Annotated in this window: 11 protein-coding genes; 7 read left to right on the top strand and 4 right to left on the bottom strand. The window is 70.1% G+C overall.

All coding sequences use genetic code 11. The features are described 5' to 3' along the window. The first annotated feature begins 23 nt into the window (after positions 1–23). A complete protein-coding gene (locus WFQ67_RS19930) occupies positions 24–1,391 on the top strand; it encodes an APC family permease (RefSeq protein ID WP_337057980.1) in 1,368 nt (455 codons plus the stop codon). Continuing rightward, on the top strand, positions 1,388–1,852 hold the full coding sequence (locus WFQ67_RS19925) for a DUF3574 domain-containing protein (protein WP_337057979.1): 465 nt from the start codon (positions 1,388–1,390) through the stop codon (positions 1,850–1,852). Before WFQ67_RS19930 ends, WFQ67_RS19925 begins: the two co-directional genes overlap by 4 nt. 415 nt (positions 1,853–2,267) lie before the next feature. Here the strand turns inward: WFQ67_RS19925 and speE are convergent, their stop codons facing one another. The 3 genes from speE to WFQ67_RS19910 form a co-directional block, all read right to left on the bottom strand. After that, positions 2,268–3,116 (bottom strand): polyamine aminopropyltransferase, encoded by an 849-nt coding sequence (gene speE / locus WFQ67_RS19920; protein ID WP_337057978.1) that lies wholly within the window; start codon positions 3,114–3,116, stop codon positions 2,268–2,270. Further along, positions 3,116–3,577: a DUF3574 domain-containing protein gene (locus tag WFQ67_RS19915; protein ID WP_213625167.1), complete on the bottom strand. Its 462-nt coding sequence runs from the start codon at positions 3,575–3,577 to the stop codon at positions 3,116–3,118. Before WFQ67_RS19915 ends, speE begins: the two co-directional genes overlap by 1 nt. A gap of 437 nt (positions 3,578–4,014) precedes the next feature. Then, complete coding sequence (locus WFQ67_RS19910; RefSeq protein ID WP_337057977.1) at positions 4,015–5,085, bottom strand: GlxA family transcriptional regulator; 1,071 nt, start codon at positions 5,083–5,085, stop codon at positions 4,015–4,017. A 103-nt stretch (positions 5,086–5,188) separates the two neighbouring features. Between WFQ67_RS19910 and WFQ67_RS19905 the strand changes: the two genes are divergently transcribed. The 4 genes from WFQ67_RS19905 to WFQ67_RS19890 all read left to right on the top strand — a co-directional run bounded on the left by WFQ67_RS19905 (position 5,189) and on the right by WFQ67_RS19890 (position 11,007). After that, entirely contained in the window at positions 5,189–6,184 is a 996-nt protein-coding gene (locus WFQ67_RS19905; RefSeq protein WP_337057976.1) for an ABC transporter substrate-binding protein, read from the top strand. 61 nt (positions 6,185–6,245) lie between these two features. Further along, entirely contained in the window at positions 6,246–7,364 is a 1,119-nt protein-coding gene (locus WFQ67_RS19900) for an aryl-sulfate sulfotransferase (protein ID WP_337057975.1), read from the top strand. A gap of 93 nt (positions 7,365–7,457) precedes the next feature. Continuing rightward, positions 7,458–9,782: a TonB-dependent receptor gene (locus tag WFQ67_RS19895; protein WP_337057974.1), complete on the top strand. Its 2,325-nt coding sequence runs from the start codon at positions 7,458–7,460 to the stop codon at positions 9,780–9,782. Positions 9,783–10,089: 307 nt separating this feature from the next. Next, entirely contained in the window at positions 10,090–11,007 is a 918-nt protein-coding gene (locus WFQ67_RS19890; protein ID WP_337057973.1) for a bestrophin family protein, read from the top strand. 20 nt (positions 11,008–11,027) lie between these two features. On the opposite strand, the gene WFQ67_RS19885 is transcribed toward WFQ67_RS19890, so the two are convergent. Next, positions 11,028–11,366 (bottom strand): carboxymuconolactone decarboxylase family protein, encoded by a 339-nt coding sequence (locus WFQ67_RS19885; RefSeq protein ID WP_021220047.1) that lies wholly within the window; start codon positions 11,364–11,366, stop codon positions 11,028–11,030. Between the two features lie 113 nt (positions 11,367–11,479). Between WFQ67_RS19885 and WFQ67_RS19880 the strand changes: the two genes are divergently transcribed. Then, the gene (locus WFQ67_RS19880) at positions 11,480–12,391 is read left to right on the top strand and encodes an AraC family transcriptional regulator (protein ID WP_337057972.1); all 912 of its coding nucleotides are present in this window, start codon (positions 11,480–11,482) and stop codon (positions 12,389–12,391) included. Positions 12,392–12,491: the final 100 nt, after the last annotated feature.

Raw genomic sequence — 12,491 nt, 5'->3', positions numbered from 1 at the left:
CCAGGTCCCTGCCGGAGGCGGGCATGAGCGACACCCCAAGCGCCGGGCCACGGCGTCACCTCGGCGTGCTGCAGGCGCTGCTGGTGACCCTGGGCATGGTGATCACCACCGATATCCTCAAGACCGCGCCCACCGTGGCGCTCAACGTCGGCGCCGAGCATTTCTACCTGGTGTGGGTGCTCGGCGGCCTGCTGTCCATGGTCGGCGCGCTGTGCTTCGCCGAAATGGCCACGGCCTTTCCCCACCCCGGCGGCGACTACCACTTCCTCCACCGCGCCTACGGCGAGCGGGTGGGCTTCCTCTTCGCCTGGTCGCGCTTCGCCGTGCTGCACACCGGCTGGATCGCGCTCTCGGCCTTTCTCTTCGCCGACTACTTCACCGCCGTGCTGCCCCTCGGGCACCACGGCGCAGGGCTGTTCGCCGGGGCGCTGATCGTCGCCCTGGTGCTGGTCAACCTGCTCGGCGTGCGGGTCGGCTTCCTCACCCAGACGCTGCTGGTGAGCCTGCTCACCCTGGGCTTCCTGACCATCGTCTCGGGCGGCGCCTGGCTGGCCTGGCAGGGCGTCGCGGTGCCGCCGCCGAGCAACCCGCTGCCGCCGGAAAGCGGCGGGGTGGCGGGCTTCTCGGCGGCGATGATCTTCGTCTTCCTTGCCTTCGGTGGCTGGAGCGACGCGGCCACGCTGTCGGCGGAGATCCGTGACGGCCGGCGCGGCCTCTTCATCGCCATGCTCGGCGCGCTGCTGCTCCTGCTGGGCATCTACCTGGCGCTGAACTGGGCCTTCATCCAGGGCCTGGGGTTCGATGGCCTGGCGGCCAGCGGCGCACCGGCGGTGGAGCTGCTGGGCCGCGCCTTCGGCGCACCGGGTGTCGGCGTGATCCTGCTGGTGGTGGGCGTTTCCGCCGTGGCCAGCATCAACTCCACGCTGATGGTCGGTGCCCGCACCACCTACGCCGCTGCCCGCGACGTGCCCTCGCTGCACCGCCTCGGCCACTGGGACGACAGCCACGGCGTGCCGCGCCGTGCACTGCTCGCCGAAGGCGGCGTGGCGCTGCTGCTGGTGGCCTTCGGCAGCTTCGCCGAGAGCGGCTTCAACGCCATGGTGGAATACATGACCCCGGTCTACTGGCTGTTCATGGCCCTCAGCAGCCAGGCGCTGATCATCCTCCGCCGTCGCCACCCCGAGGTGCCGAGGCCGGTGCGGGTGCCGCTCTATCCGCTGCTGCCGCTGCTGTTCTTCGCCCTGTGCCTTTACATGCTCTGGTCGAGCCTGGCCTATGTCGGCTACGGCGCCTTCGTCGGCGTCGCCGTGCTCGCCCTGGGCGCGCTGTTGCAGGGGCTGCTGGCCTGGCGCGGCGGTTCGGCGACCAGCGAAGGCGAGGTGCTCTCATGACTGTCTGGAAACTTCTACGCGGGCCGGTGGTGGTGGTGGTCCTGGTGGCATCCCTGGCCGGTGCCGCACTGCTGCTGGCAAGCCGCAGCCCGCTGGCCGGCGATGGCCACCCACGGGAGCACGCCATGCTGCGCACCGAGCTCTACTTCGGCGCCATCGAGCCTGCAGCGTGGGAGCGCTTCCTCGCCGAGGAGGTGACGCCGCGCTTCCCCGACGGCCTCAGCTGGTACGACGTCAATGGCCAGTGGCGCGGGCCCAGCGGCAAGCCGGAGAAGCTGCCCTCGCGCATCCTCCTTCTGATCCACGCCGACAACGCCGCCAACCGCGAGGCCCTGGCCGAGATCGGCACAGTGTTCCTCGCCCGGCACGGCATGGCGGTGCTCAAGGTCTCCAGCCCCGTCACCGCCAGCGACCCCGACTGGACCGACGACCGCGTGAAGAACCGCCAGCTGGCGCCCTGAAGGCAGAGCACGAATGATGGGCTTGTGTAGGGTGGATGACGCTCTTTTCATCCACCAGGCGGAGTGACCGGCGAGCACGAACGGTGGACCGATGAAGCGTGGTCCACCCTACGTCCGGATGCCCGTTACGGGTTGCAAAGCGATGGGTGGCGCGGATTCGACCGGTAGGGTGGATGACGCTCTTTTCATCCACCAGCAGAGTGGCCGGCGAGCACGCAAGGTGGACCGATGAAGCGCGGTCCACGCTACGCCCAGATGCCCGTTACGGGTTGCAAAACGATGGGCGGCGCGGATTCGATCGGTAGGGTGGATGACGCTCTTTTCATCCACCAGGCGGAGTGACCGGCGAGTACGAACGGTGGGCCGATGAAGCGCGGTCCACCCTACGTCCGGCTTGGCGCCTGCGCGGGGAAATTCACCCTTCGATCAACTCGCGCATGTACTGCGGCAGGGCGAATGCGGCCTGGTGCACCTCAGCGTTGTAGTAGCGGGTGCGCAGGCCGCTGGCTGCGAAGCGTTGCTGCAGGGTGGCGAGGTCGGTGGCGCGGGCGCGGTGGCTGTTGCTGGCCCAGCCGAAGCTCATGGCGCCGCCGATGTAGGTGGGCACCGCCGCGAGGAAGAAGCCCCAGTCGGCGAAGGTGGCCGCCAGGTGGCGCGCGGTGCCGCTCAGCTCGTCCGGCTGCAGGAAGGGCACGCCGTTCTGGGTGGCGAGCACGCCGTCGGCGTTCAGGCAGCGCCGGCAGTTGCGGTAGAAGTCAGCGCCGAACAGGCTGCTGGCGGGGCCGCCCGGGTCGGTGGAGTCGCTGATGATCACATCAAAGCGCTCCTCGGTGGTGGCGACGAAATCCAGACCGTCGCCGATCACCAGGCGCAGGCGCGGGTCGTCCAGCGCGCCGGCCGAATGCTGCGGCAGGTGCTCGCGGCACAGCGCGATCACCGCGGCGTCGATCTCCACCGCAACGATCTCCTCGATGCCTGCATGGCGCACGATCTCGCGCAGGATGCCGCCGTCCCCGACACCGATCACCAGCACCCTGCGTACCGCGCCATGGGCGAGGATCGGCACGTGGGCCAGCGTCTCGTGGTAGATGCATTCGTCGGCCTCGGTGGTCTGCACCACGCCGTCCAGGGCCATGACGCGGCCGAAACGGGCGTTGCGGAAGATCACCAGGTGCTGCTGGTCGGTATGGCCTTCATGCAGCAACTCGTCGATGCGCAGCTGCTGGCCGTAGCCCTCGTAGAGGGTTTCCCGGTAGTCGGCCATCAGAACGACACGTCCGCCGGTTGCGACAGGCGCAGCACCGAGAGGTCGCCGGTGATGCGTTTCCAGGCCAGGCGGATGGCTTCGATATTGGCGTCGTGGCGCGGGGTGTCCTCGTGGAGGATGACGATGACCTTGGTGCTCAGGCGCTCGGGTTGCGCGGCTCCCTTGTCGCGCCACTGGCCGTAGGCGTCATAGGCGGTGAAGCCGTCGGGGAAGCGCGCCGTCACCTCCTGGTCGATGAACTCGCGCCAGCGCGCCGGGCTGACGCTGCCCGGGCCACCCTCCAGCGGGCCCACGGAGAAATACAGCTCGGTGCGCAGCCAATGCGCCTGCGCCGGCCGCGAGGCGTCGCCCTGCAGGGTGGAGCTGGTGGGGTTGGTGGTGTGGACCGACGCGGGCGGCGTCGCCGCGCATCCCGCCAGGGCCAGGAGGAGGGCGGGGAACAACAGGCGAGGGGACATGCAGGAATCCTTGTGCGAGCACGCTTCCGGACGTGCGGGGAGGGCTGGGACCCGCACTATAGAGCGCCGCCTTAATTCCCTGAAGGATGTAAAAATTAGATTGATAGATCGTTTTAGCATAACGATATCGCTGATACCGCCACGTGCCGCGTAGGGGCGATCGTACGGCGACTGCCGGGGCGACTTCAGTCGCCAAGCAGCCCGCAGGGCTGCCCTCCCACGGTGTTCCCCGAGGCACCGCCGGTGGATGGAAAAAGCGCCATCCACCCTACACAGGTTGGCTCCGTGGCTCGGGTTGCGCACGTGCCGTAGGTCGGCGTCCGCCCTGTGGGAGCGGCTTCAGCCGCGAAAGATCTCCCGCAGGCACGGGGCCGCGAGTGGCTGGCCGCTCCTTCGCGAATGAATTCGCTCCCACGGGGTGCTGCCGCTGCCGGCCCCTATTGCGCCAGCTGCTCCAGGGCGATGGCGAGGCGGTTGTCATGGCGGTAGCCGGTCTGGCCCTGGGCGGGGAGGCTGTCGGTCTGTTGCGGGGCGCGGGCCTGGGCGCGGTAGGCGAGGGGGCTGGTGCCGAGCTGGCGCTGGAAGCTGCGGCGCATGCGTTCCTCGTTGCCGAAGCCGGTGGTCTCGGCGATGCGCTTGATGGGCTCGGCGCTGGTTTCCAGCAGCCGGCAGGCGGCTTCCAGGCGCAGGGTCTCCACGGCCTGGGCCGGGGTGCCGCCGGTGGCGGCGGCATAGGCGCGGGCGAAGTGGCGCGGGCTCATGCCGACGCGTTCGGCCAGGCGCTCGACGCGCAGATCGGCGTCGAGGTTCTCGGCCATCCAGGCGTGCAGGCGCACCAGGCGCAGGTCACGGTCGCTGCGCAGGGCGTCGCTCTGCGCCTTCAGCGAGGCGCTGAGCTGGGGCTGCTCGGCCGAACGGTGGATGAACAGGGTGAAGTAGCGCGCCAGCGCCAGGGCAGCGTGGGGGCCGAGGTCCTGCTCCAGCAGGGCGAGGCCGAGGTCGATGCCCGCCGAGGCGCCGCCGCAGGTCCACAGGTTGTCGTCGTGCAGGTACAGCGCGTCGCGTTCCACGTGCAGCGCCGGGTAGCCCTGTTGCAGGTCCTCGGCGAACTTCCAGTGGGTCACCACGCGGCGCCCGTCCAGCAGGCCTGCAGCGGCCAGGGCGAAGGCGCCGGTGCCCACCGAGCACAGGCGGCGGGCGCTGGGGGCATGACGGCGCAGCCAGGCGATGGCGTCGGCATCGGTCTCCAGCTGCGACACGCCCGGGCCGCCGATGACGATCAGCGTGTCGATGTCCGGCACCTCGCGCGCCACCTGCTCCAGCGAGCGGGTGCACACCTGGATGCCGGAAATGGTCTCGATCTCGCCGCCCTCGGGGGACGCCAGCACCACGCGGTAGGGCGGGTGCTCGGCCAGCTCGCCACCGAGCACGCGGGGCGCGGCGGCGAACACTTCCAGCGGGCCGGCGGCGTTCAGCAGCAGGGCGCCGGGGAAGGCCAGGACCAGCACGGGGCGGGGCGCCGCGATGGCAGAAAAGGTGGGGTGTTTGACATGGAGGCGAGCGCGAGGCGTCGACATACTGGGGCCAGCCTTGATTCAGAGACCCGCGACGATGCGCCGATTCCTTTCCGCTGCCAAGCACCTGCCGCTGCTCGTCCTGCTGTGCGCCGGGCCGGCCCACGCCGAGCCTTCGCCCCTGGCGGCCCGGCCCGCCACCGAGCTGGCCGGCGTCGAGCTGGAGGTGGGCGACCAGAGCGGCCTGGTCCAGGCGCTGCTGGCGGCAGCGGGTGAGGACCGCGACCTGCCGTACCGCCTCGACTGGCACCCCTTCACCGCCGGGCCGGCGCTGATGGAGGCGCTCAACGCCGCCGCCGTGGACGTGGGCGTGGTGGGCAACGCGCCGCCGGTGTTCGCCCAGGCCGGTGGCTTCGACGTGCGCATCATCGCCGCCGCCGAAGGCGCGCAGAACAACAACGCGCTGCTGGTACCGGCGGATTCGCCCCTGCACAGCGTCGCCGAGCTCAAGGGCAAGCGCGTCGCCGTGGCCAAGGGGGCCAGCGGCCACTACCTGCTGCTGGCCGCGCTGGCCGGCGCGGGGCTGAAGATCGCCGATATCCAGGTGCTCTACGCCAGCCCCGTGGATGCGCAGAACGCCTTCGCCAGCGGCCGCCTGGATGCCTGGGCGGTGTGGTACCCCTTCGTCGGCCAGGCCACCTCGCGGGGCGCGCGCCGGCTGGTGGATGGCAGCCCCTGGCCCGAGACCGGCCTCAACTTCACCGTGGCCAGCCTGGCCGCCTTGCACGACCCGCTGAAGGCCGACCTGCTGGGCGACTTCGTCCAGCGCCTGGCCCGCGCCCAGGCCTGGGCCACCGCCAACCCCGGCCCCTGGGCGGAGCACCTGGCCGGCGTCACCCGCCTGCCGCTGCCCCTGGTGCAGGAGATGCTGCAGCAGCAGAGCCTGCGCTACGTGCCCCTGGACGGCCGCGTCAGCGCCCTGCAGCAGCGCCTGGCCGACGCCTTCGCCGAGGCGCGGCTGATCCCCCGGCCGCTGCAGGTGGGAGAGGCCTTCGACGACCGTTACAACCGCCTGCTCCCCAGCGCCCACTGACCCCCAGCCCGACCGCCATGCCGCACCTGCCGGCAGGGCGGCGCTCACCCGGAGAAACCCCATGCCCCCACTCGATTCCACCACCCTGCGCCGCCACGCCACCGGCCTGATCGCCGTCGACCACGAGCGCTCCGCCGGCGGCTACACCCTGTTCGCCCCGCAGACCGCCGGCGGCAAGGTCTTCCTCATCGACATCGACGGCAACGAGGTGCACCGCTGGCAACTGCCGCAGCGCCCCGGCCGCGATGCGGTGCTGCTGGCCAACGGCAACCTCGGCTACAACGGCAACCACCCGGACTCGCCCGAGCTGTTCCCGGGCTGGTCGGTGTGGCACGGCGGCGCCTTCTCCGAGGTGACCCCGGAGGGCGAGGTGGTCTGGCAGCACACCGATCTCGCCCACCACCACGACGCCCAGTGGCTGGCCAACGGCAACCTGCTCTACACCACCGCCGAGCCCTTGCCCAAGCCCATCGCCGCGCGCGTGCAGGGCGGCATCCCCGGCAGCGAGGCGCCGGGCGGGGTGATCTATGGCGACGTGGTCAAGGAGGTCGACCGCACCGGTGCCACCCTCTGGGAATGGCGCAGCTGGGAGCACCTGGCGCCGGAGGACTACCCGCTGCACGACTGCTTCGAGCGCTACCACTGGCCGATGACCAACGCGGTGACCCCGGGGCGCGACGGCAAGGTGATCCTCAGCCTGCGCAGCGTCTCCTCGGTGATCGCCGTGGAGCGGGCCAGCGGCCGCGTGCTCTGGCGCCTGGGCCACGACATCGTCGCCCAGCAGCATTGCCCCAGCGAGCTGGAGGACGGCCGCGTGCTGGTGTTCGACAACGGCATCTCGCGCCCGCACATCTCCATGCCCCATTCGCGGGTGATCGAGGTCGACCCCATCGCCCAGCGCATCGAATGGCAGTACGCCGACACCCCCGGCTACGCCTTCTTCACCCCCTTCATGGGCGGTGCCCAGCGCCTGGAGAACGGCAACACCCTGATCACCGAGGCCAACTTCGGCCGGCTGTTCGAGGTCACCCGCGAGGGCGCCGTGGTGTGGGAGTACATCAACCCGCATTTCGCCGCCTACCCGGACGCCGCCTCGCGGGCCTACCTGCCGGGCGAGAACAACGCCATCTTCCGCGCGCACCGCTACCTGGCGCGGGACATCCCCTGGCTGCGCGGTTGATCGCGCGGCTTCACCCATCCACCCACGACCACCACCCGATCACGCTTACGCAGACCACGCGCAGCGAGGGTCCACTCATGACCGGAGTCCATGATGACCACGCCCTTCAACCGGCCCCCCTGCGCGTCCGCCCTGCGGATGCTGGTTCCCACCCTCGTCGCCCTGGCCTGCGCGCCGAGCCAGGCCTCGGCGGCCGAGCGCACGCCCGGCGCCACGGCCGGTGACACCACCCTGCAAGCGGTGACGGTCAACGCCCGCCGCCGCACCGAAGAGGCGCAGTCGGTGCCGACACCGATGACCGTGCTCTCGGCACAGACCCTGGAAGAGCAGCGCCTGTACCGCGTGCAGGACCTGCAGCAGGCGATGCCCAGCCTCAATGTCGCCTTCATGCATGCGCGGCAGTCGAGCCTGTCCATCCGTGGCCTGGGCAACAACCCGGCCAGCGATGGCCTGGAAGGCAGCGCCGGCATCTACCTGGACAACGTCTACCTGGGGCGCCCAGGGATGGCGGTGTTCGACCTGCTGGACATCGAGCAGCTGGAATTGCTGCGCGGCCCGCAGGGCACGCTGTTCGGCAAGAACACCACCGCCGGCGTGCTCAACATCGGCACCCGCAAGCCGAGCTTCACTGCCGAGGGCGGGGTTTCCAGCTCCATCGGCGAGGACGGCTACGTGCAGAACCAGGGCAGTTTCTCCGGCCCCCTGAGCGAGACCCTGGCCGGGCGCCTGTCGGCCTACCGCACCCGCGAGAACGGCTACGTGGAGAACGAGCACGATGGCCACACCCTGGGCGGCGGCACCCGCCAGGGCTTCCGCGGGCAATTGCTGTTCGAGCCGAACGAGGCCTTCAACCTGCGCTGGATCGCCGACTACAACGAGGAAGACTCCAGCGCCGGGACGCGTTCGCTGTTCAGCACTGGGCCGACCATCAACGGCGTCAACCGCTACGAGCAGCGCGCCGCCGCCGTGGGCGCGACCCTGGTGCGCGGGCGCCACGTCAACCTGGACGCCGAGCAGAGCGTGAAGGTGTTCCAGGGCGGCACTTCGCTGGAGGCCAACTGGACGCTGCCCAACGACTTCACCCTGACCTCCATCAGCGCCTACCGCTGGTGGGACTTCACCCCGCGCAACGACGATGAGCTGAATGTGCGGGTGATGGACAACGTCGGCCAGTCCGCCCGCGATAAGCAGTACTCCCAGGAACTGCGCCTGGCATCGCCCACCGGCGGCGCCTTCGACTACGTGCTCGGCGCCTATTACTTCCGCCAGGAAATGCGCAACGAGGTGTTCACGTACTACGGTCCCCTGGCCGACACCTGGAACGGCACGCCGGCCGGCGCGCTCAACGACGTCACCAGCATCGGCAAGGGCCGGATCGATACCGACAGCTTCGCGCTGTTCGCCCAGGGCACCTGGCACCTCACCGAGCGCCTCGATTTCACCGCCGGGGTGCGCGGCACCTACGAGGAGAAGCAGGCGCGGGTCGGGCGCAATGCCCCCGTGGGCGGTGCCGCCGTGAGCGGTGCGGCGGCCTCGGTGCGCAATGCGCGGGTCGGCGCCTACGACTCGGGCGACCTGGCGCAGTACAGCTTCAGCCCCTCGGCGCTGCTCAGCCTGGCCTACCGCTTCGAGGACCGGGTGCTGGGCTACGCCTCGCTGTCCCATGGCGAGAAGTCCGGCGGCGTGAACCTCAGCGTCGCCAGCGCCCCGGTGGCGGGGGCGGACTCGCTGCTGATCGGCACCGAGCGCGCCAATGATGCCGAGCTGGGCATCAAGAGCACGCTGCTGGACAACCGCCTGCAGCTCAACGCGAACCTGTTCTGGACGGTGGTCCACGGCTATCAGGCCAACGCCTACGACGACGTCAACCTCACCAGCTACCTCACCAACGCCGGCAGCGTGCGCAGCCGGGGCGTGGAGTTCGAGGCGACCCTGCGCCCCATGCGCGGGCTGACCCTGAACGCCAACGGCTCGTACAACGACGTGCGCTACCTCGCCTACGAGGACGCTCCCTGCCCGGCGGAAGTGGCCCTGCGCCCCGGCGCACCGGCCTCGTGCGACCTCAGCGGGCACAACGTGGTCGGCGCCTCGAAGTGGATCTTCAACGGCAACGGCACCTACGAATGGCAGCTGGAGACGGTGCGCCCGTACCTCAACGCCAGCTACGCCTTCCGCTCCCACGCGGTGGGCACCATCGACGACTCGCGCTACGCCCGGTTGCCCAGCTACGCGCTGGTCAGCCTTGCCACCGGCGTGCGCGGCGACCTGGGGGACGGCCAGTGGGACGTGTCGCTGTGGTTGAAGAACGCCTTCGACAAGACCTACTACACCACCCTGTGGAACTCGCCGAACGGCGCCTACACCGGCGTGCTCGGCACCCCGAGGACGCTGGGGATGACGGCGCGGTACGACTTCTGAGGCAGGCATGCGTGTGTGCTGCAAGGTCGCTTGGTGGATGAAAGGAGCGTCATCCACCACACCGGTTGGCGCCCTGGTTCGAGTTGGGCACGGCGTCGTAGGTTGGTGCCGAGCGTAGCGAGGCCCAACGCAGCGATATCGGGCCCAACCGCAGAGGCTCTCCTTGTGGGAGCGGCTTCAGCTGCGAAGGACCCGCCGCCGGCACAGGGTTGCGAGCGGGCTGGTATTTGCTGTGGGGCGCAGGCCAAACGGGGTCGCCAGGCTCTATAGTTGCGCCCATCCCCGTCCTGCCTGCCGAGCCTAGCCGATGATCACCCGTCCCCAGAATCCTTCGATCCCGGTCCTGCTGTTCTCCCTCAAGGGGTCGATCATCCCGGCCATCTGGCGCAAGGTGGTGTTCACCGTGCTGATCAGTTCGGTGGTGGTGGCCACCCACGGCACGCTCTATCACTACAAGGTGATCCTCACGGCCACGCCCTTCACCCTCTGGGGGCTGACGCTGGCGATCTTCCTCGGCTTCAGGAACACCGTGGCCTACCAGCGCTTCTGGGAGGCACGCACGTTGTGGGGCGAGCTGCTGATCGTCACCCGCAACCTGACCCGGCAACTGCTGAGCCTGACCCCGGCCATGCCACCAGCCGAGCGCCGCCGGCTGGTGGATGCGCTGGCCGCCTTCAGCCATGCGTTGCGCGATCACCTGCGTGGCGGGGGCGATGGCGCCGACGTGCAGCGCCTGCTGGACGCACCGGCCCGCGCGCAGCTGGCCGGCAAGGGCAACGTGCCCAGCGCGCTGCTGGGGCTGATCGGCCAGCGCGTGATGGCGGCGAGCCGCGAGGCGGGGGCGGGCGAGAGGGTCCAGGCGTCTCTCGACGAGCAACTGACCCGGTTGTCCTACGTGCTGGGCGGCTGCGAGCGCATCAAGAACACGCCCATCCCCTATCCCTACATCCTCATGCTGCACCGCATCGTCCACGTGTACTGCTTCCTGCTGCCGTTCTGCCTGGTGGACGCCATCGGCTGGTTCACGCCCTTCGCGGTCTGCGTGCTGGCGTACACCTTCTTCGGCCTGGATGCCCTCGGCGACCAGATTTCCGACCCCTTCGACACCCAGCCCAACGACCTGCCGCTGAACGCCATGTGCCGCAACATCGAGATCACGGTGCTGGAGCTGCTGGGCGAACCCGCGCCCGAGCCGGCGCAGCCGGTGAAGGGCGTGCTGCTCTAGCGCGGGTAAGGCGCCGGGCCTCAGGCCGTCTGCTCGAAGGCCTCCAGGGCGCGCAGCGAGTAGATGTAGGCCGCGCCGGCGTTCAGCGAGATGGCGGTGGCCAGGGCCTGGGCCAGTTCGGCCTCGGTGGCGCCGGCCTTGCGCGCGGCTTCGGCATGCACGCCGATGCAGCCGTCGCAGCGGGTGGTGATGGCCACGGCCATGGCGATCAGTTCGCGGGTCTTGGCGTCGAGCGCGTCGCCGTCGCTGGCGGCGGCGCCCAGGGCCTGGTAGGCGGCGAGCATCTTCGGGTGGGACTTGCCGAGCTTGCCGAAGGCTTTCTTCACGGCGGGAACGTAGTCGGACCAGTTGAACAGCATGATGGCTTCTCCTAGCTTTGCACGGGGCCGGTCATCGGCCGGTGAGGAGAGTGTCCCGCCGGCGCGTTCCCGGCGTTTTGCATTCCTGCCCATCCCTTTGCCGAAACGTCCCGATGCACGCATTCGACCACCTGATCGACCTGGCCAACCTCCGTGGCGTGCTGGATCTGCGCTGCCAGCTGCACGGCAATTGGTCCCTGGACCATCCGCGCCTGCCGGCCGGCCAGGCCAGCTACCACATCCTGCTGCGCGGCGAGTGCCGCCTTGAGCTCGCCGGCCAGCCGCCCCTACGCCTGCGCGCGGGGGAGATCCTGCTGCTGCCGCGCAGCGATTCCCACCTGTTGCAGGCCGGCCAGCCGGGCCGCCTGCCCACCCCGACGCCCCCGCACGAAGAGCCCGGGCGCGTTCCGCTCTTGCGCATCGGCGAGGGCGGGGAGGGCTTCGAGATGCTCTGCGGGCGCATCCACTACAACCCGCGCGCGACCCTGCTGGAGGCCTTGCCCGATGTGCTGGTGGTGCAGGCCGGCGCCACCTCGGAGGGCCGCCTGGCTGCGGTGGTGGAACTGATGCGGCTGGAGGCCGAGGGCGAAGAGGTGGCCAACCAGGCGATGGTCGACGGGCTCTCGGTGATCCTCTTCACCCTGGTGATGCGCGCCTACCTGCGTGAGCGCCAGGACCTGCTGGGCATCTTCGCCCTGCTGCGCGACCGGCGCCTGGGCAAGGCGGCGCTGGCGCTGCTGGCGGATCTCTCGCGCGACTGGCCGGTGGAGGCACTGGCGGCCGAGGCGAACATGTCGCGCTCCAGCTTCATGCGCGCCTTCACCCAGCTCGCCGGCACCCCGCCTGCCAGCCTGGTGACGCGCCTGCGCCTGGAGCGCGCGCAGCAATTGCTGCAAGGCACGGCGATGAGCATCGGCGCCATCGCCCTGGAAGTCGGCTACCCCAGCCAGGCGTCCTTCAGCCGCGTGTTCCGCCAGCACCTGGGCGAATCGCCGGCGGGGTACAGGCAGCGCGGTCGCGGGTAATGGGCCAGGGACTGCCGGGAGCTCCCCCGTAGGAGCGGCTTCAGCCGCGAAAGGCCTCTCGCCGGCGCCGGCTGCGAATGACCGGAAGCTCCATCGCGAA

It is taken from the genome of Pseudomonas sp. USHLN015 (genome assembly GCF_037153275.1).
In the GTDB taxonomy this organism is placed as follows: Bacteria; Pseudomonadota; Gammaproteobacteria; order Pseudomonadales; family Pseudomonadaceae; genus Metapseudomonas; species Metapseudomonas tohonis.
The sequence above is the reverse complement of the archived record's forward strand: the minus strand, read 5'-3'. Positions and strand labels throughout refer to the sequence as shown.

What these genes read in the sequence shown, in the direction of transcription:
- WFQ67_RS19880 (WP_337057972.1), top strand. Translation starts at nt 11,480, where the DNA reads ATGCACGCATTCGACCACCTGATCGACCTGGCCAACCTCCGTGGCGTG.
- WFQ67_RS19930 (WP_337057980.1), top strand. Translation starts at nt 24, where the DNA reads ATGAGCGACACCCCAAGCGCCGGGCCACGGCGTCACCTCGGCGTGCTG.
- WFQ67_RS19905 (WP_337057976.1), top strand. Translation starts at nt 5,189, where the DNA reads ATGCGCCGATTCCTTTCCGCTGCCAAGCACCTGCCGCTGCTCGTCCTG.
- WFQ67_RS19925 (WP_337057979.1), top strand. Translation starts at nt 1,388, where the DNA reads ATGACTGTCTGGAAACTTCTACGCGGGCCGGTGGTGGTGGTGGTCCTG.
- WFQ67_RS19900 (WP_337057975.1), top strand. Translation starts at nt 6,246, where the DNA reads ATGCCCCCACTCGATTCCACCACCCTGCGCCGCCACGCCACCGGCCTG.
- WFQ67_RS19890 (WP_337057973.1), top strand. Translation starts at nt 10,090, where the DNA reads ATGATCACCCGTCCCCAGAATCCTTCGATCCCGGTCCTGCTGTTCTCC.
- WFQ67_RS19895 (WP_337057974.1), top strand. Translation starts at nt 7,458, where the DNA reads ATGACCACGCCCTTCAACCGGCCCCCCTGCGCGTCCGCCCTGCGGATG.
- WFQ67_RS19885 (WP_021220047.1), bottom strand. Translation starts at nt 11,366, where the DNA reads ATGCTGTTCAACTGGTCCGACTACGTTCCCGCCGTGAAGAAAGCCTTC.
- WFQ67_RS19915 (WP_213625167.1), bottom strand. Translation starts at nt 3,577, where the DNA reads ATGTCCCCTCGCCTGTTGTTCCCCGCCCTCCTCCTGGCCCTGGCGGGA.
- speE (WP_337057978.1), bottom strand. Translation starts at nt 3,116, where the DNA reads ATGGCCGACTACCGGGAAACCCTCTACGAGGGCTACGGCCAGCAGCTG.